The organism is Jatrophihabitans sp. YIM 134969, assembly GCF_054456675.1.
The window spans coordinates 1-17,869 of record NZ_JBTJEQ010000047.1 but is presented as its reverse complement, the minus strand read 5'-3'; the positions used below and the strand labels follow the sequence as shown (position 1 = coordinate 17,869).

Sequence of the window (17,869 nt, the reverse complement as noted above, 5' to 3'; positions counted from 1 at the left end):
GCCGGCGCGTTCAGGACGGCGGAGGAGTCCAGTTCCGCCGCACGATCGTCAGCTCGGCCTCGGCGCGGGCGAGGTCCTCGGGCGTGGGCCGGTCGAGGTCGCGGGCGCGGAGCGCGGCGCTGGGCGACAGGGCGGTGCGCCCGATGCCGGCGAGGTCGTCGCGGCGGGCCGGTCGCGGCGGGGTGCGACGGTCGGCGTCGTCGCGGCGCCGTTCCACGCCTCCGGGGATCGGACCGGGGCGGTCACTGCGCCGGTCCTCGCCCGTCCGGCGTTCCGGCTGGTCGGTCACGAGCGGGCGAGGAGAATCGAACTCCCGTCAACAGTTTGGAAGACTGTGGCTCTACCATTGAGCTACGCCCGCGGGTGGTCGGCAGCGACCTTACCGGGCCGGTCGGTCAGCAGCTGCTGTCGGAGGTCGTGACCTCGAGCGGGTGCACCAGCGGTTGCCGGAGCACGATCGGTGTGCCGCCCGCCGCCGCCGGTTCGTGCAGCCGCAGGACGACCGTCGAGGTCGCCCCGGGCGCGATCGCCACCTCGAACCGCCACGCCGGGTGCCCGGCCTGGGTCGCGCTCTCGACGTACGCCGGGCGACCGTCGACGGTCGCGCCCAGCAACCGGCTGCCCGTCGTGGCGAGGTAGTCGAGCATCAGGACGTTCGTGCCGGCCGGACCGGTCGTGGTGCCGGGTAGCCCGGTGACGTAGACGGGCAGGCCGCTCGCCGGAGCACTGTTGCGCAGGGTCACGGTCACGGTGACGTCGCGCCGGTCGCCGCAGCCCGATCGCGCCCAGGCCATCGACCCGTCCAGGTAGTAGTCGAGTTTGGTCGGTTGTGCCTGGTCGAGGACGACGCCTGCGAACGCGCCCTCGCCGGTGGGCAGCGTGCCGCCGAGGGCGGTGTCGGCGAGGTCGGCCTGCACGGCGGGGTCGGCGCTCCACACGAGCAGACGGCGCTCGTCGACCGCCCGGCGGACCTGCTGCAGCATCGTGGTGCTGTCGGCCGACGCGCTGACGACGTGCTCGTCGACCGTGCGGGCGATGTCACGCAGATAGGCGCGGCGAGCGGCGTTGTCGTCGCCGTTCGGGAACTTCGCGTACGCGTCGGCCTGCGTGAGCGCGACGACGTTGTCGGCACTCACGGTGGTGCCGTCGGCGAGCGTTGCCGGGCCGGTGGCCGCCAGGAGGTAGGACAGCGCGGTCGGGTCGAGCGACATCGCGCCGTCGAGGCGCTGACCGGTCTTCGCCGCCCACATCGCGGTCCAGATGCGGCCGGTGTCGGCGAAGTCCGGCGACACCGTGGAGTTCAGGTAGGTCGTCGTGGGGGCGAAACTGCCGTAGTGGGCGGTGAAATCCGGCCCGAGGTCGAGCGAGGTCCGCACGCCGTCGAACTCCGAGTCGTCGCCGAAGTGCACGAACTCGAACCGGCCGTCGCCGACACGCAGGATGCCGAACGCGCCGGGTACCCCGCCGCTGCCGCGGGACTCGGCGTTGTTCTGGAACCCGACGAAGTAGGTGCGCGGGCGGCCGTCGGCACCCAGCAGGGCGGGCAACGTGCGGACGGCGGTGTCGACGCCGGTGAGTGATCCGGCGAACCGGCCGACGGTGTCGGCCACCGTGGCGCGGGCGTCGTCGACCGCCCCGAGCCAGGTGGTGCGGGGCAGTTGGCGCAGGTCGTAGGCCACCGCGCGCACCCGGTCGGTCGCGGCGATGACGGTCGGCGCGACCTCGGCGATGCGGGCCACGTCGATGCTGCCGTCGGCCCGGCGCAGGGTCGCGGGATCGAGGTCCACCGAGGCGTCGACGACGGACGGCACCACCGACGACGTCAGGACGTACGCGGCGTCGGTGACGCCCTGCACGGTGCGGACCGGGTCGCCGACGAACGGCACGCGGGCGGCGACCCACCACGCCGGGCCGCCGGTGAGCCGGTGCGCTGCGCCCGCCTCGGACGCGGCGCGGGCGGTGTCGGCGCGGGCGGCGTCGGTGTCGCCGTCGCGCACGTGCTGCTCCAGTTGCGTCATGCCGGAGGCGACGGCCATGAGGTGCGACCGCGCCGCGACCGCGGTGACCGTCACCCAGAGGCCGGTACCGACCGCGAGCAACCCGAACAACAGGCACACCCACCCGGTGCGGCGCATCCGCCGCCGGCGACGTCGCAGTCGGACCGCGGCCCGGTGGCTCTCGCCCCGCGTCGCAGGCGGCTCGGCGTCCGCGGTGTCCCCGAGGTTCGCGGTGTCCCCGGTGGAATCGGGCGGGGGCGCCGGGTCGGCGTCTCCGCCGCGCCGACGCCGCCTCACGGGCTCAGCGGGCGACGGCGACGGCCGAGGACGAGCAGGACGCCGCCGGCGACGAGCAGGCCGAGGCTCACCACGGCGATGCCGCCGACCGCGGCGCCCGTGTACGCCAGGCCGCCGCCGGACGAGTCCGGCGAGCCGCCCGTGCCGGCACCGCCTCCGGAGGTCGGGACGCCCGCGGTCGGGGAGTCAGTGGGGGAGTGGGTCGGCGAGTCCGTCGGCGAGTCAGTCGGGTCGGCGCCGATGACGACGAAGGTGGTCGAGGCGGTGTCGCCCGCCGATCCCGTGGCCGTCAGGGTGACCGTGCCCGAGGCGTCCGCGGGCACGACGAACGTGCCGGTGGCGTTGCCCTGGGCGTCGGCCACGACGGTCACGACGGCCACGCGGCCGTCGGGGTAGGTCAGGGTCAGCGTGATCCGGTCACCCGGCGTGAAGCCGCCGACGGTGAAGCTCTGGGTGGCCCCGGCGGCGATGGTCGGGATCGTGACCCCGATGGTCGGCGAGCAGGTGCCGACGTAGGGGCAGGGCGCCGCCGCCGAGGACGTCGCGGCCCAGCCCGCGCCCAGCGCGAGCAGGAGCAGGACCAGCGGGGCGAGCAGCAGACGGCGAGCCTGGGACACCGGTGTCACGACCTCAGGGGCGACGGAGAAACTTCACGCGAACTTGACAAGGGTAACCCGGACCCCGCGCCCGCGGCGCGGTAGACGACGTCGAGCCGCACCTGGTGACCGGCGGGGGTGAAGCGACGGCGGTGGTCGTCGCGCAACCGGTCGCCTCGAGCGGCCAGCTCCGCACGGGGGAGCCGGGTCACCTCCCGCAGCGCGGCCGCGGCGGCGGCGACGTCGCCCGGCGGGAACAGGAGTGGGTCCGGCGTTGCGCCGACCGTCTCGAGGTGGGCGCCGCCGCTCGCCGCCACCACCGGCAGGCCCAGGCTCATCGCCTCGACCACGGTGAGTCCGAACGGCTCGGCGGGTGCGGTCGCGAGCAGCACCGACGAACGCACCATCTCGTCGCGGGCGTCCGGCACCCAGCCGAGGAACTCGACGCCCTCGACCGCCTCGACGCGCACGAGGTCCTCCAGGGCGCTGCGCTCCGAGCCGTCACCGGCGATGGCGAGCCGCCACCCCGCGGCCGCGGCACCCGAGGCGGCCCACGCCCGGACGGCGAGGTCGGTCGCCTTCTCGGGCTCCAACCGCTGGGCCACCAGCACGCGTCGCGCGGCGAGGTCCGGCCCGCGGTCGTCGGCCGCGACGGCGTTGGGCACGACCACGGCGTCGCGCCCGACCGCCGCGGCCACGAACGCGCTGATCGCGATCTCGCGGGCGATGGCCCGTTCGGCCAGGCGCGCCGCCAGGCGGGCGGGGCCGCTGCTGCCGCGGGGTTTCGCGATGTGACGCGTCGAGACGACTGTTGCGCCGTGCAACGGTTTGGTCAGCGCGGCGACCAGGTCGGCGGTGGTGAGGTGGGCGTGGACGATGTCGCGCCGGCCGAGCGTCGCCACCGCCCGGGCGGCCGCGAGCGCGGTGGCGCCGGGCCGGCGGACGACGCCCGCGGGCAGGGCGGCGGCGAGGAACGCCTGGTCGCCGCCCACGACCGCAACGTCGTGCCCGGCCCGGAACTGGGTCGCGGCCGTCAGGGCCACCTGTCGCTCGGTGCCCGCGGCGGCGTCGGTGACCACCACGTGGGTGATCCGCAGGGCCGGGGCGGTCGGCCGACCCACGCTGACGCCCGCGATCCGCCTCGGCCCGCGCAGGTACAGCCGCAGCCGTCCGCGCGCGGTCGAGCCGCGCGGGCCGGGGAGGACGACCGCGCGCACTCCCGCGCCGACCACAGCGGCGGCCCGGTACGACGTCCACCCGGCGGTGCCCCACCACCGCCGCACGTACGTCTCCTGACCGGCGTGGAACAACGCCTGCTGCCGTCCGGGTCCCCCGCTGGTGCCGCCGCCGACGTGCACCGCCGACGCCTCCGCCACCACGGCCGAGTGCCAGCCCCGGGCGAGCGCCCGGCGTTGCCAGTCGGCTTCCTCGGCGTAGAGGAAGTACCGCTCGTCGAGGGGGCCGACGTCCGCGAGGGCCTCGGCCCGCAGCAGCAGGACGGCACCGACGACGAACGTCGGCCCGCCTGGGGCACGGCTGGCGAACCCGAGTGCCTCGCGCCACATGCGGCCGGGCGAGGGGTACGGCCAGGCGACCCGCTGCGGCGCACCGTCGACGTCGGTGAGGTGCGGCGCCACGGCGGCCAGCCGGTCGGCCCCGTCGAACGCGGCCTGCAGGCGGTCGAACGCGCCCGGCGCGAGGCGGGCGTCCGGGTTCAGCAGGAGCACGTCGCGCCCGCCGCCGAGCCGCGCGAGTCCCCGGTTGACCCCCGCGGCGAACCCGAGGTTGCCGCCGGGGTCGAGGTACTGCGCGCCGTGGGTCTCCGCGACGTGCCTGACCGCGGCCGAGGACGAGTTGTCGACGACGACGACGGTCTCGCTCGCCACGCTGGTCAGGGCGTCGTCGAGCAGGTCGGGTCGGCCGAAGGCGACGACCACGACGGCGCGGGGGCGTTCGGCGTTCACGGCACCGTGGCGGGGACGGCAGGGACGGCCGGACCGGCGGCGTCGGCGGTGTCGCGGCGGGACTCGGGGGCGGCGGCCGCGGCCATGGCCATGCCCACGACCAGCCAGGCGAGCACGGGCGTGCCGCGGACCCAGTACACGTCGAACAGGGAGTGGACCAGCACCGACGTCTGCAGGGCGACGGCGACGACCGCCCAGGTGTGCCGGCGTCGGCGCACCAGCAGCACGACGGTGCCGACCTGGAGCACGACGAACGCGGCGATGAGCGGGACGCCGCCCTCGGCCGTCTCCAGCAGTGCGACGTTGTGCGGGTCGGTCGTGTACGTCAGGTCGCTGACCTCGCCGGTCCGGTAGTTGCCGATGCCCACGCCGATCCACGGGTTCGCCCTGATGAGCTCGACCGCGTCGTCGGCGTAGGTGCGGCGCGTGCGGTCGCTGTACTGGACCTCGGTGGTCGTGCCCTGGATGCGTTGCTGGACGTCGTCGGGCTGGGAGACGTAGACCAGCGCGATCGCGGCGCCCGCGGCGAGGATCCGCAGCGTGAACTGCAGCGGGTCGCGGACCCGCACCGCCGTGAGCACGAGCAGGGCGGCGAGCAGGCCGATGAGCGAGCCGCGGCTCTGGGTCGCGTAGACCGCGACGAGCAGCACGGCGACCAGCCCCCACCGCCACGGCCGGCCGCGCATCGCGGCGATGAGCAGGATGACCGCGTCGACGACGAACTGGCCCGCGGGGTTCTTCTGGACGCCGAGCACCGAGTCGGTCGAGGAGTGCGGCAGCAGCCACGCCGCCGCGAGCACGCACGCCGCGACCACGAACAGCGTCAGGGCGACGCGGGCCACGACCGCGTCGACGAGCAACGCCCCGATCACCAGGGGGACCAGCACGATCTCGATGCGCTGCACGACGTTGACCACCGTGGTGAGGTCCGGGTGCGGTGCCGAGACGACGATCGTGGCGGCGACGTAGAGGCCGAACAGCGGTCGGAGGGGACGCAGCACCCCCAGGCGGTGGCGCAGTTCGGCGTCCTGGCTGACCGCGACCAGCAGGCCGCCCGCGGCCGCGAACAGCAGCACGTCGCTGACCGAGGCCTGCAGCCCACCCGCGGCGTCACCGACGACGCTGATCTGGAAGGGCAGCAGGGCGATCGCACCGATGGCGGCGACCCGCGGCCGCAGGACCAGGGCGGGGACCAGCGGGAGCAGGCAGATCGCGATGACGAGGAAGCCGCTGTGCAGCGCGGCCTTGGCGGCGACCCACCCCAGGGCCGCCGCGAGCGCCAGACCCGCGGTCAGCAGGCCGGCACGGCGCGCGGAGAGCTCCAGCGTCATCGGCCGCTCCAGGTCGGGGGTGGGGGCAGCGGGATCGGCCGCCACGGTTCGGGCCGCGCGGCGATGATCATCAGGCTACGCTCTTAACGGCAGCTTCACCTCATGTGCCAGGAGCCCCCCATGACGTCTCGCGCGGCCTACCTCGCCTCGACGCTGTCCACGGCGATGCGGGAGAACCTGCTGTCCGGCGGGGAGCGGCGCCGGCGGTACCTGCGCGAGGTCGGGCGGCAGCCCGTCGAGGCCGCCGCCGCGGCCCTGCTGGCCGGACTGCCGGAGGTCGAGCTCGCCGACCTCGTCGACCTCGAGGCCGTGCCCGACGTCGCGGTGGCCTCGGCGTGGGGTCGGCGGGGGAGTTGGAGCCTCGGCGCCTCGGAACGGGTCGTGCTGCAGGCGCTGGTCGCGGGCCGCGGTGTCCGCGAGGTGTTCGAGATCGGCACCTACGACGGCGGCACCACGGCGGTGCTCGCCGAGGCGCTGCCGGAGGACGGGCACGTGGTCACCCTGGACCTGCCGCCCGGGGCCTTCGACGCCTCGCAGTCACCGGTCGACCTCGACGGCCACGGCGTCGGATCCCGCTTCAGGGCGAGCCCGGCCGCGTCCCGGGTGACCCAACTGCTCGAGGACAGCACCGCCTTCGACCCGGCCCCCTACGCCGGCCGGTTCGACCTCGTGGTGGTCGACGGCGCCCACGACCTCGAGCACGGACTGGTCGACACCCGCACCGCGCTGCGGGTCGTGGCGCCCGGCGGGGTGATCGTGTTCGACGACTTCACCGCGTACTGGGCGGGTCTCGTCCGCGGCATCGTCACCGCCGCGGCGGGCAGGGGTCTCGCCCGGCTGGCCGGCACCGACCTCGGCGTCATCGTGACGCCCGAGGTGGCTCAGGGATGACGCGAGCGCACCACCCGCGCCGGGACGCCGACGACGACGGCCCAGTCGGGCACGTCGGCGGTGACGACCGCGCCGGCTCCGACCACCGCGTGGTCACCGATCGTCACGCCCCGTACGACGGTGGCCTTGGCGCCGATCCACACGTCGTCGCCGATGCGCACCGGTGCGGTGCGCTCGCCCTGCTGGGCGATGGGCACGTCGGTGCGGTCGAGGGCGTGGTCGTGGTCGCGCACCGACACCAGCTCGGCCAGCAGGCAGTCGCGGCCGATCGTGAGCCGGTCGCGGGCGGCGAGGGTGACGTGGTGGCCGAGCACGGTGTTCGCGCCGATCTCGACGACGCCCGCGGACCACAGCGTCAGCCCCCGGTCGAGCACGCAGTCCGGTCCGACGTCGACCCGGCCCCGCCCCTCCAGGGTCAGCACCAACCCGGCACGGACGTCGCAGCCCCGGCCGAAGCGGGCGCGTGGCGAGCGGGAGTTCGCCGCGACCAGGCGCAGGTCGCGTTCGACGCGGCGCCGCAGCCGCACCGGCAGCGCGGGGGAGTTCACGTGGTCACCGGCCAGGCCCGGGCGAACTCCCTCGCCCGGTCGGTCCAGGCCGGTGGCGGACCGACCTCGCCCGCCACCGGTGCGTCGACCGCCGCGACGACGGCCTCGACGAAACCCTCCGGCGTCCCGACCCAGAGACCGGGACGCGGGTCGAGCCGGTCGAACCCGCTCGTCGCGGTGGCCACGACCGGACGCCCGCTGGCCAGGTACTCGTGCGCCTTGATGGCGTCGAGGCTCCGGGTGAACGGTGTGATCCGGTGAGGGCAGATCAGCACGTCCATCCCGAGCGTCCACCCGGGGACGTCCCGCGCCGGCACCGCACCCTCGAGGACGACGCCGTCCGTGGCCTCGAGTCGGTTCCGGTCCTCGGTGGAGAAGTGGTCGGGGCCGACGAGGTGCACGGTGCCGGGCGCGACACGGGCGGCGAGGGCCTGCACCAGTTCGACGTCGAGGCGGTCGCCGTGGAGGCTGCCGACGTAGCCGACGTGGGGGCCGGGTCCGGTCAGGGGCCGCGGACGGGCCGTGCGGTAGGCCTCGACGTCGACCCCGTTGCGCACCACGGCCGGGCTGGTGCCGTACCGCTGTCGCCACCGCTCCCTCAGCTCATCGCTGCACACGACAACGGTCGCCCGGCGGGTGAGTTCGTCCTCGGCCGCGACCAGTCGAGCGAGCGGACGCGGATCCATGGTCGCGGTGCGCCAGTCGTCGGTGACGTCGTAGACGACCGGTCGGCGCCCCCGCAGGAGGTGCACGCCGAGCGGGGCGTCGTTGACCCAGAGCAGCTCGGCCCGGCGCAGCGGTCCGGAGCGCAGCAGCAGCGCGGCGAACCGCAGGCCGCCGAGCCGGCGGGGCAGCAGGAGCGGCGGGCGCACGACCTCCACCCCCGGCCGCGGACGGAACCGCCGCGGCCGTCGAGCGGCGGGCGGTTCGACGAAGACCACGTCGCCCACGAGACCCGTCGCGAGCAGGGCGGCGACCAGGTGCTGGTTGCGGCGCCAGACGTCGTCCCAGGGCTCGAGGGACAGCACGCCCACACGTCGGGGGGTCACCCGGTGCACGCTGCCACATCGGTGAGGGAGCGGCGCGCCGGTCACGAGCGTCCGCTGAAGGCGCGAGCCGTGGCCTTCTACCTGCCGCAGTTCCACCCCGTGCCCGAGAACGACGCGTGGTGGGGCACCGGGTTCACCGAGTGGACCAACGTCACCCGGGCCCGACGCCTCTACCCCGGCCACCGGCAGCCCGACCTGCCGTCGGACCTGGGCTTCTACGACCTGCGGGTGCCCGAGGTGCGTGAGGCGCAGTCCGAGCTCGCGAACCGTTACGGCGTCGAGGCTTTCTGCTACTGGCACTACTGGTTCGGCGGCGGTCGTCGCCTGCTCGAGCGGCCGTTCAGGGAGGTGCTCGCGAGCGGGCGACCCTCGGTGGGGTTCTGCCTGGCCTGGGCCAACCAGACGTGGACCGGCATCTGGCACGGCGCTGCCGACCGGGTCCTGGTGGAGCAGCGCTACCCCGGCGCCGAGGACGACCAGCGGCACTTCGACCACGTGCTCGCGGCGTTCCGCGACGAGCGGTACCTGCGGGTGGACGACCGGCCGGTGTTCTACGTGTTCCGGCCCGAGCAGTTGCCCGACGCCGCCGCGTTCGTCGACCGCTGGCAGGACATGGCCCGGGCCGCGGGTCTGCCGGGGCTCTACCTCGTGGCCGAACTGTCGGACCTGTTGGGCGCCGGGCCGAGGTACAGCCTCACCGAGGGGGCGGGCTTCGACGCCGGCGTGTACGTGCGGATGCCGGCGCGCACCGATCCCCGCAGCCGGCTGCGGATGCGGGTCGGTCGCAAGCTGCGCCTGCCCGAGCGCTACCCCTACGCCGACACGCCGCTCCCGGTACCGCCGGGCGAGGACGTCATCCCGTGCGTCTACCCCAACTGGGACAACACCCCGCGCTCGGGCCGTCACGGCGTGGTGCTGGACGGCGCGACGCCCGAGCGGTTCCGGGTGCACGTCCGAGCGGCCGTCGAGCACGTGGCGGACCGGTCCGAGCAGGAGCGGTTGCTGTTCGTGAAGTCGTGGAACGAGTGGGCCGAGGGCAACCACCTCGAGCCCGACCGCCGCTTCGGACACGGCTACCTCGAGGTCCTCGCGGAGGAGTTGGGCGTGGGCCGGTGAAGGTCGCCATGATCTCGCAGTACCTGCCCGGCGGCAGCAAGATCGGGGTCGGCCACCAGGTGCACGTGCTGGCCGAGGCGTTGGTCGACCGTGGCCACGAGGTCACCGTCTTCAGCGCCTGCGAGGCCGGGCCGGGCGCGCGGTACCGCACCGAGGTGGTGCGGCTGGGTGGAGCGTTGCGGACGTTCCGCTTCGCGGCCGCCATGCGGCGGGTCGACTTCACCGCGTTCGACGTGCTGCACGCGCACGGCGACGACTACCTGCTCACGGGCCGTCCACGCCCCACACACATTCGCACGCTGCATGGCAGTTGCTTCGACGAGGCCCTGCACATCCACGGGTTCCTCGCGCGCCTGCGGATGTTCGTGCTCGGCCTGTCCGAGGTGCTCGCGACGTTCGTCGCCGACACCACCGTGGTGGTCTCGCCCGCCACCCGCCGCTGGACGCCGTGGGTGCGCCGCGTCGTCCCCAACGGGGTGGACCCCGCGGTGTTCTCGCCGCCGGCAGGTGGCCGTGCGGGCGTCCCGACCGTGCTGTTCGTCGGCACCTACCACCAGCGCAAGCGGGGGGCGCTGCTCATGCAGGAGTTCGCCGACCGGGTGCTCCCGGCCGTGCCCGACGCCGAACTCTGGATGGTCTGCACCGACGCCCCGGACGCGCCCGGCGTGGTGCGGTGGGGCCGGGTCGACACCGACGCGCTCGCCGAGTTGTACCGCCGGGCGTGGGTGTTCTGCCTGCCCAGCAGCTACGAGGGGTTCGGCATCCCCTACGCCGAGGCCATCGCCAGCGGCACCCCGGTGGTCGCCACCCGCAACGTGGGCGCCCGGTTCGTGCTCGACGACGGTCGCGCCGGTCGGATCTGCGACGACCGGGACCTCGGTGCCGTGCTGGTCGACCTGCTCACCGACGACGCCGCCCGGGAATCCCTCGGTGCGGCCGGGTTGGAACGCAGCCGGCTGTTCGACCTCCGGAGGGTGGTCGACCGCTACGAGGAGCTCTACCGGACGACGACCTCGCCGCGCGCAGGTGGGTGACAGCTCCCACCTCCGTCGTCGACGCGGGCGTCGGTGTCCACACCGGAGGGCGCGCCGGCGAACCGGGCGAGGCGCGTGGACGCCGGCCCGCGCCGCCGGGTGAGGGCGGCGGCGAGCGCCCACCACCGCAGGGCGAGGTCGCGGTCGAGCTGCCGGTCGCGCACCGCCCGCGCGGTCGGCCGGACGATCCAGGTCAGCACGAAGCGGAGCAGGTGACGGCGTGCCCATCTGGCCTCGAACACCAGGCCGTTGCGGACGAAGTAGTAGCTCGCCAGCCGTCGCTCACGAGGGGCACGGAAGCTGCGCGAGACCTTGTGGGCGACGGTGACGTCGTGGTCGACCAGCAGCGTGACCCCGCGCGAGCGCGCCCGCACCGACCAGTCGCTGTCCTCGAAGATGAGGAAGAAACCCTCGTCGAAACCGCCGGTTCGGGCCCATACGTCACGGTGGGCCACCAGGGCGCAGCCGGTCAGCAGGTCGGTCTCGACCACCCCGGACCGCCCCGCGACCTCCGGCGGTTGCAGGTGCCGCGGCCAGCCGCGGTCGACGACGCCGCCGGCGAACCAGAGGCGGCCGTCGTCCTCGACGTCGATGCGCGGGCTCACGGCGGCCGAGGTGGCGTCCGGACGCGCGACGAGCGTGGCGACCAGCTCGCTGATCGCGCGGGGGGCCACGACGGTGTCGTTGTTGAGCACGGCCACGTGGGTGAACCCGTCGGCCAGGACCCGCTCGAGACCGGCGTTGTTGCCGCCGGCGTAGCCGAGGTTGGCGCCGGTGCGGATGACGACGTCGGCGAGGCCGCTGCGCTCGACACGGTCGGCGCTGTCGTCGGTCGAGCCGTTGTCGACGACGTAGCGGACCACGCCCAGATCGCCCGACGCCAGCGAGCACAGGCACGCGATCGTGTCGTCGCCGCCGTTCCAGTTCAGCACCACGACCGCGGTGGTCGCGTTCACGACGACGTCCACGCCGGGCGCGGGCCGTCGACCCGGGCGACCCGCAGGTGACGCGGGTGCGGGCGGCGGGGGACGGGGCTGCCGAGGGTCGTGAGCCAGGGGTGCCGGGTGCGGAACGCCCACCGGTCGATCGCGGCGTCCCAGTCGAAGTCGTGGGCGTGGCCGGACGAGCGGCCCTTGCGGCGCAGGGCTTCCTCGGGTCGGACCCAGGTGTAGTGCAGGACCGCGTCGGCCAGCGGCACGACCTCGTCGACCGGCGCGTCGGCCGCGTGCAGCGGGTCGGTGTTGCGGGTGCGCAGGTCGACCCGCCACAGCGGCGCGGACGTCTGCCGGGCCAGGGTCAGTTCGACGTCCGGACGCACGGCGAGCGGGCCGGGGTAGTGCGCCGAGCTGCGCCAGAAGCGGGTGCTCCCCTCGAGGTAGCGGTCGCCACCGAGCGACGCGTACAACCAGCGCGCGGGGTACTCCACCGCGCCCCGCCCCGCGGCTGCCGCATGATCCGTTGCACGCAACAACGATTCGACGTTCGGCAGGACCTCGTCGGTGTCGATCTGCAGCACCCAGTCGGCGTCGCCCGCGGCCGCGAGGCAGCTCTGCCGTTGCGCGTGCTCGTTGACCAGCGGCGGCACGTCGGTCGAGGAGAACGACCCGCTGGCCACGACAATCTTGCCGTCGACGTCCAGGTCGTGCACGACCGCGAGCAGCTCGTCGACCGGCAGGGCGCGGCCGGTCCAACTGCGGTGGTCACGGTCGAAGGACATCACCAGCCGGTCGACGACGTCGTAGTACGACCGGATGCTCTCGGCCAGGAACCAGGGTTCGGCGAGCATGACGTAGGCCGCGATCCGGCGCGTCACAGTGTCACCTCGTCGAGGCGCTCCGGGACCGGGGGCGGCACGGTGAGCGGGGCGCGCGTGAACACCAGCGTGAACACGGGCAGCAGCCGGCGGGGGGACGCCCCGATGATGGCGTCGGCGTCGGCGCGGCTGAGCCGGAGCGACGGCACCGCGGCCAACAGGACCAGCACCGACCCGGCCCCGACCGTCGCCGAGGCGGCCGCCGCCCACCACGATCCGTGCAGGGGCACGGCGGCGGCGGTGGCGAGAGCCGTGAGCGCCGGTGCGAGCAGCACGGCTCGTCCGGCACGGACCAACGCCCCGGCGGGCAGGCCGAGCCGGCGCGCCGCGACCCGGGCCACGAGCACGACGGACAGCACCTGGGCCAGCGCGCTCGCGGCGACCGCGCCCGCGAGACCGAGGAACGGCACGGTCGCGACCGCCACCGCGGCGTCGACCGTGAGGCAGACCAGGTTCACGCGCAGGACCTGGCCGGCGCCCCGGGTGGCGAGGGCGAACACCAGCACCGGGTGGGCGGTGGACTGCAGGCAGCTCACGACGCCCAGTACGAGCACCGCACCGCGGGCGCCCTCGAACGCGTCGCCGTAGACCAGGTCGACGACCGCCGCGGCCGGAGCGACGGCCACGGCCGCGGTCAGGGCGGCCAGTGTGGCGCTGACGCGGACGCCGCGGAGCACGGCGTCGGTCGCGAGGTGCGGGGCGGTCTCGACCAGTGCGGCGGCCGCGGGCAGCAGGGGGCCCATGACGCTGTCGATCGGCACGGTGAGCTGGGCCGCGAGCGCGGCGGCGACGGCGAACAGGCCGACGGCCGCGGCGTCGTGGAAGGCCGACAGGACGAACAGTTCGCTGCGCCCGAACACCGCGGCCGTGACCACGCTCCCGGCGCCGACCCCCCACGCGTAGCGGCGGAACCCCTCGGGCCAGCCGAACAGCGGGCCGGGCCGCAGCAGCGCGCGCCGGGTCGGGGTGTCGACCGCCAGCCAGGCGAGCGTCGGTGCGGCGAGCGCCGCCACGAGTTGCGCCGCGAACACCGTGGGGGCGACGTGGCTGGTGGTGGCCGCGCCGGCCAGTGCCGCCTGGGTGCCCAGCGTGACCACCAGCGAGATCCGGGCCGCGGTCGCGTTGCGCGCGGTCGCGGTGAGCACGACCGACGACGTCCCGAGCACCTGGGTGACGACGGCGGCGGCGACACCGCCGACCAGCACCGGCAGCGGGGCACCGCGCAGCAGGACCGCCGTGACCACGGCGACCGCAGGCGCCTCCACCATCACGTGGTAGGCCACGCAGCGCCGGACGAGGTCGGTCTCGGCGGCCCGGTCACCGCGGGCGTGCGCCGCGGCGAGCCACTGGACGGTGGCGTCGCTGACCCCGCTGTTGAGGACGATGACCACGATGGCGTAGACGCTGACCGACAGCGCCAGGTGGCCGTACCGCTGCGCCCCGAGGGCGTGGACGACGACGAGGTTGGCGGCGAAGGTCACCGGCAAGGTCAGCACCGCCGCCAGCACCGTCCACAGCGACCCGGAGACCACGTCGCGCTGGAGTCGGGCGCGGTACGCGCGGCCGTCAGCCCTCTCGGGCGGGCGGGTGTCACCCGGGGGGGACGTCACGGCCGGGGGTTGCGCCGCCACACCTGCCCCTTCCCTCGTTGCGATCGCGCCCACCGGCCGGTCAGGCGCTCAGCGGGGCCTCGAACGACTCCGAGCCGGGGGCGGTGGCGGTCGCCCGGTCGGACGCGCGGTGCGACACGCGGGCGGAGTCGAAGCGCGCCACCTCCGCGGGTGCGGCGAGCATCTCCTCACCGAGGTCGCGGATGCGGGCGCGGAACGCCGCCCGGGAGAACCGTGCCGCGTGCGCCTCGATCTGCTCGGAGTTCCACCGCTGGCGGTGCAACTCCCGGATGCCCTCGGCCACCGACGCGGCGTCGTCGTCGTCGACGAACACGCCGGTCAGTCCCTCGATGGTGCTGTCGAGGTACCCGCCGCGACGCACGGTGACGGTCGGGGTGCCGAACGCCTGGGCCTCGACCACGGTGAGCCCGAAGTCCTCGGCGGCGACGGCGACCAGCCCCGCGGCGTTCGCGTACAGCCACCGCAGGGTGGCGTCGTCGATGTCGGTGAGACCGGTGATCCGCGGGTGCTCGAGGCCGTCGGGGACGCCGCCGACCACGACGAGCCGCTGGTCCGGCAACGACGCGACGGCGCGGCAGACCGCCTCGGTGTTCTTGTAGCCGCGGGTGCGCCCGACCGTCAGCAGGAAGCCGGGCTCGAGGCCCTCGACCGGGGTGCGCGCACCGTCCGCGGCGAGGCCCGCGGCGGGGTGCAGCACCCGGGCCTGCCGGCCGTACGTGGCGGCGATGCGGCTCGCGACGACCGTGGAGTTCGCGACGTAGACGTCGGCGTCCTGCGCCGCGAGGACGTCGGAACGTCGCAGGCCGTGGGTGACGGCGACGAACGTCCTCCGCAGCCAGGCCGGGACGACGTGCAGGTAGTCGTGCGGCTGGTAGAGCCAGCGCGGGGGGTTGTGGCAGTAGACGATCTTCGGGGCGTCGGTGCGCACGCGGTGGGACCAGCCGCTGCTGCTGCACACGACCAGGTCCGCGTCGATGCGCACCCGGTCGAACGCACCGGCGAGGAACGGGAACGCGCGCCGGGGGTCACGGGCGAGGAAGGGCAGCCGGTCCGGCCACAGCGTCCGCACCTCGTGCTCCGCGAACTCGGGGTAGGTGGCGTCGGCCTGGTAGCACGAGGTCACGACCGTGGCGCCCGGGTAGGCGTCGAGCAGGTCCAGGACGACGCGTTCCGCCCCGCCGCGCTGGGTCAGGTAGTCGTGGACGATGACCACCCGGCTTGGCGTCGTGTGCACGGTGTTAAGTCTAGGTGAGATGAGAAGATCCGCTATCTACTCACGCAGACTAAACGTAGGAAGAGATCGGACACGCGGACTCGGCGCGACAGCAGGGCCGGTTCCGCCCAGACTGCGGACGTGCCCCCGCACCCCGCCGGTGACGCACCCGTCGTCCTCCGGTTCTTCCACGCCGCGCGCGACCCGGACCACCGGGCCCGCGACCGGGCGCTGGCGGCGCTCGGTGTGCGGGTCGTCCTCGTGGTCCCGGACCGCTGGCCCGGCGGCGGCGACACCGGTACGGCCGAACCGTTCGAGGTCGTCGAACTGCCGGTGCTGCGACCGGGCAACGTCAACAACCACCGCTTCCGGGACCCCGACGCCCTGCGCCGGGTGCTCGACCGGGTGCGTCCGGACCTGGTCGACGTCCAGGCCGAGCCGTTCGGAGCGGTCACCCACCAGGTGCTGTCGGTGCTCGACGCCGGGCAGACGGTCGTCGGGTACACGGCCCAGAACATCGACAAGCGCTTCCCGCCGCCGTTCGCCGGCTGGGAACGCGCGGCGCTGCGCCGGCTCGACGGTCTGTACCCGTGCAGCCGGCAGGCGGCGAGCGTGGCCCGCGGCAAGGGCTTCGCCGGCCCGGTGCGGGTGCTGCCGTACGGCGTCGAGCCCACGACGATGCACGCGGGCGGGCAGCGCCACGACGACGACGTCTTCGTGCTCGGGCTCGCCGGGCGCCTGGTGCCCGAGAAGGGACTCGCCGCGGCCGTCCGGGCCCTCGCCGTGTCGCACCGGGTGCGGCCCAGCCGGCTGGAGGTCGTCGGAGAGGGACCGGAGGCCGCCACCGCGCAGGCCCTCGCCCGCGAGCTCGGCGTGGCCGACCGCCTGGACCTGATCGGGTGGACCGACGCCGCGGGGATCGCCGCCCGGTACCGCTCGTGGCACGTCACGCTCGTCCCGAGCCGCGCCACCGAGACCTGGGTCGAGCAGTTCGGCCGGGTCGTCGGTGAGGCGCACGCCTGCGGGTCGGTGGTGGCGGCCGCGGCGAGCGGCAGCCTGCCCGAGGTCGTCGGCGCGGAGGGGGTGCTCACCCCCGAGTACGACGACGCCGCCTTCGCCGCGGCCGTCGGCGACCTCGCGGCCGACGCCGGGCGGTGGACGACGCTCCGCTCGGCCGGCCTGGGTCGCACCGTCACCTGGGACGCGCTGGCCCGCGACCAGCTCGCCTTCTACGAGACCGCCCTGGCCGGCACCGCCCCGACCGCGGCGGTGGGCCGGGCCGCGGCCACCGCCGAGTTCGGGGCACCGGCCCGGATCGGCGGCAACCCGCGGCCGTTCGCGCTGCCGGTGCTGCGGCGCGACGTCCCGGCCACCCGGGCCTTGGGCGCGGTGGTCGACGTGGGTGTCGGCGCGCTCGACCGGGTGCGCGGGCGACGGTGACCCACCGGCTGGTCGGCACCGGCTACGGCGTGGTGGTCGGGCTCGAGGTCGCGGACGCGGCGCTGGCGGCCGTCACCGCCCGACTGCCGTTCTGGTGGAGGCCGACCGGTGCCGAACCCGACGCGGTCTTCCGGGTCGACGACCCGGCCGACACGCGCGACGTGCTCGCCGAGCTCCAGCTGTTCGTGGCCGAGCACGCCGAGGACCTCGTGTTCGTGCACGCCGGGGTGGTGGCGGTCGGCGGTCGGGCCCTGCTGCTGCCCGGACGGTCGCACGCGGGCAAGTCGACGCTGGTCGCGGCGCTGCTCGAGGCGGGGGCGACCTACGGCTCCGACGAGTACGCCCCGCTCACGCCCGACGGCCGGGTGCTCCCGTACCCGCGTCCGCTGACGATGCGCACGCCCGACGGCCGGGTGGACCGCCCCGTCGCCGGGCCGCTGCCGGACGGGCCGCTCCCGGTCGGTGCCGTGGCGGTGCTGCGGTACGAGGCCGCCGCGGTGCACGGGTGTGGCTGGTCGGTGGTCCCGCCCGCCGAGGCCGTCCTGCACCTGCTCGACAACACGGTGTGCGCCCGCTCGCGCCCCGAGGACGCGCTGGTCGCGGTGGTTGCCGTGGCCGAGGGCGCGCCCGCGGCGGTGGGTGTCCGGCCCGATGCCGTGGAGGTCGTCCGTCCGCTGCTGGAGCTGCTCGCGTCAGCGCGATGAGGTGCGCTGCGCCCGGGCCAGGGCCCGGGCGGCGGGGACCAGGGTGCGACCGAGGCCGGTCCACCGGCGGACGTGGGCGTGGACCAGGGCCAGGCGGCCCTCGGCCGCCGCCGGGTCCAGGTGGGTCATGAACCCGCGGCTGGGCACGAGCTCCGCCCAGAGCAGACCCGGCCGACGGCGCAGCGGGGCCTCCACGATCCGCAGCAGCCCGCGGGCCGCGGGCGGTGCGGCGGCGTCGGCCAGGA

The 17,869-nt window shown here is 75.2% G+C and carries 17 protein-coding genes and 1 tRNA gene; 5 read left to right on the top strand and 13 right to left on the bottom strand.

Annotated elements, in window-relative coordinates:
• Window positions 1–10: 10 nt before the first annotated feature.
• From ACXR2U_RS19525 to ACXR2U_RS19500, 6 genes are all read right to left on the bottom strand, one after another.
• Window positions 11–217 (bottom strand): hypothetical protein, encoded by a 207-nt coding sequence (locus ACXR2U_RS19525; RefSeq protein WP_458826751.1) that lies wholly within the window; start codon window positions 215–217, stop codon window positions 11–13.
• A gap of 73 nt (window positions 218–290) precedes the next feature.
• A tRNA-Gly gene (locus tag ACXR2U_RS19520) sits at window positions 291–361 on the bottom strand.
• 34 nt (window positions 362–395) lie between these two features.
• On the bottom strand, window positions 396–2,294 hold the full coding sequence (locus ACXR2U_RS19515; protein ID WP_458826750.1) for a DUF4012 domain-containing protein: 1,899 nt from the start codon (window positions 2,292–2,294) through the stop codon (window positions 396–398).
• On the bottom strand, window positions 2,291–2,920 hold the full coding sequence (locus tag ACXR2U_RS19510; RefSeq protein ID WP_458826749.1) for a hypothetical protein: 630 nt from the start codon (window positions 2,918–2,920) through the stop codon (window positions 2,291–2,293). Before ACXR2U_RS19510 ends, ACXR2U_RS19515 begins: the two co-directional genes overlap by 4 nt.
• Entirely contained in the window at window positions 2,917–4,854 is a 1,938-nt protein-coding gene (locus ACXR2U_RS19505) for a glycosyltransferase (RefSeq protein ID WP_458826748.1), read from the bottom strand. Before ACXR2U_RS19505 ends, ACXR2U_RS19510 begins: the two co-directional genes overlap by 4 nt.
• Window positions 4,851–6,230: an O-antigen ligase family protein gene (locus ACXR2U_RS19500; RefSeq protein WP_458826747.1), complete on the bottom strand. Its 1,380-nt coding sequence runs from the start codon at window positions 6,228–6,230 to the stop codon at window positions 4,851–4,853. The genes ACXR2U_RS19505 and ACXR2U_RS19500 overlap by 4 nt, the downstream gene beginning before the upstream one ends.
• A gap of 75 nt (window positions 6,231–6,305) precedes the next feature.
• On the opposite strand from ACXR2U_RS19500, the gene ACXR2U_RS19495 reads away from it, so the two are divergent.
• Window positions 6,306–7,076, top strand: a complete 771-nt coding sequence (locus ACXR2U_RS19495; RefSeq protein ID WP_458826746.1) for an O-methyltransferase — start codon at window positions 6,306–6,308, stop codon at window positions 7,074–7,076.
• Here ACXR2U_RS19495 and ACXR2U_RS19490 read toward each other — a convergent pair.
• Together ACXR2U_RS19490 and ACXR2U_RS19485 are read right to left on the bottom strand one after the other, a co-directional pair.
• Complete coding sequence (locus ACXR2U_RS19490; protein ID WP_458826745.1) at window positions 7,067–7,624, bottom strand: acyltransferase; 558 nt, start codon at window positions 7,622–7,624, stop codon at window positions 7,067–7,069. The genes ACXR2U_RS19495 and ACXR2U_RS19490 overlap by 10 nt on opposite strands.
• On the bottom strand, window positions 7,621–8,673 hold the full coding sequence (locus tag ACXR2U_RS19485) for a glycosyltransferase (protein ID WP_458826744.1): 1,053 nt from the start codon (window positions 8,671–8,673) through the stop codon (window positions 7,621–7,623). Before ACXR2U_RS19485 ends, ACXR2U_RS19490 begins: the two co-directional genes overlap by 4 nt.
• Window positions 8,674–8,742: 69 nt before the next feature.
• Here ACXR2U_RS19485 and ACXR2U_RS19480 point away from each other — a divergent pair, with 69 nt between their 5' ends.
• Window positions 8,743–9,789 (top strand): glycosyltransferase WbsX family protein, encoded by a 1,047-nt coding sequence (locus ACXR2U_RS19480; protein ID WP_458826743.1) that lies wholly within the window; start codon window positions 8,743–8,745, stop codon window positions 9,787–9,789.
• Window positions 9,786–10,823, top strand: coding sequence for a glycosyltransferase family 4 protein (locus ACXR2U_RS19475; protein WP_458826742.1), 1,038 nt, complete (start codon window positions 9,786–9,788; stop codon window positions 10,821–10,823). The genes ACXR2U_RS19480 and ACXR2U_RS19475 overlap by 4 nt, the downstream gene beginning before the upstream one ends.
• On the opposite strand, the gene ACXR2U_RS19470 is transcribed toward ACXR2U_RS19475, so the two are convergent.
• The 4 genes from ACXR2U_RS19470 to ACXR2U_RS19455 form a co-directional block, all read right to left on the bottom strand.
• Window positions 10,787–11,791 (bottom strand): glycosyltransferase family 2 protein, encoded by a 1,005-nt coding sequence (locus tag ACXR2U_RS19470; RefSeq protein ID WP_458826741.1) that lies wholly within the window; start codon window positions 11,789–11,791, stop codon window positions 10,787–10,789. The genes ACXR2U_RS19475 and ACXR2U_RS19470 overlap by 37 nt on opposite strands.
• Window positions 11,776–12,636 (bottom strand): glycosyltransferase family protein, encoded by an 861-nt coding sequence (locus tag ACXR2U_RS19465; RefSeq protein ID WP_458826740.1) that lies wholly within the window; start codon window positions 12,634–12,636, stop codon window positions 11,776–11,778. The genes ACXR2U_RS19470 and ACXR2U_RS19465 overlap by 16 nt, the downstream gene beginning before the upstream one ends.
• Window positions 12,633–14,246, bottom strand: coding sequence for a lipopolysaccharide biosynthesis protein (locus ACXR2U_RS19460; protein ID WP_458826739.1), 1,614 nt, complete (start codon window positions 14,244–14,246; stop codon window positions 12,633–12,635). The genes ACXR2U_RS19465 and ACXR2U_RS19460 overlap by 4 nt, the downstream gene beginning before the upstream one ends.
• Before the next feature lie 61 nt (window positions 14,247–14,307).
• Entirely contained in the window at window positions 14,308–15,501 is a 1,194-nt protein-coding gene (locus ACXR2U_RS19455; protein ID WP_458826738.1) for a glycosyltransferase, read from the bottom strand.
• Between the two features lie 120 nt (window positions 15,502–15,621).
• Here ACXR2U_RS19455 and ACXR2U_RS19450 point away from each other — a divergent pair, with 120 nt between their 5' ends.
• Window positions 15,622–16,920: a glycosyltransferase family 4 protein gene (locus tag ACXR2U_RS19450; RefSeq protein WP_458826737.1), complete on the top strand. Its 1,299-nt coding sequence runs from the start codon at window positions 15,622–15,624 to the stop codon at window positions 16,918–16,920.
• Window positions 16,917–17,624 carry a hypothetical protein gene (locus ACXR2U_RS19445; protein WP_458826736.1) on the top strand — a complete coding sequence of 236 codons (708 nt, stop codon included), beginning with the start codon at window positions 16,917–16,919 and terminating at the stop codon, window positions 17,622–17,624. The genes ACXR2U_RS19450 and ACXR2U_RS19445 overlap by 4 nt, the downstream gene beginning before the upstream one ends.
• Here the strand turns inward: ACXR2U_RS19445 and ACXR2U_RS19440 are convergent.
• Window positions 17,613–17,869 (bottom strand): hypothetical protein (locus tag ACXR2U_RS19440; protein WP_458826735.1); only part of this gene is annotated, 257 nt, incomplete at its 5' end. The two genes, ACXR2U_RS19445 and ACXR2U_RS19440, sit on opposite strands and share 12 nt — an antisense overlap.

Excerpts from the sequence above, each read along its gene's own strand:
- ACXR2U_RS19495 (WP_458826746.1), top strand. The coding sequence starts at position 6,306 with ATGACGTCTCGCGCGGCCTACCTCGCCTCGACGCTGTCCACGGCGATG.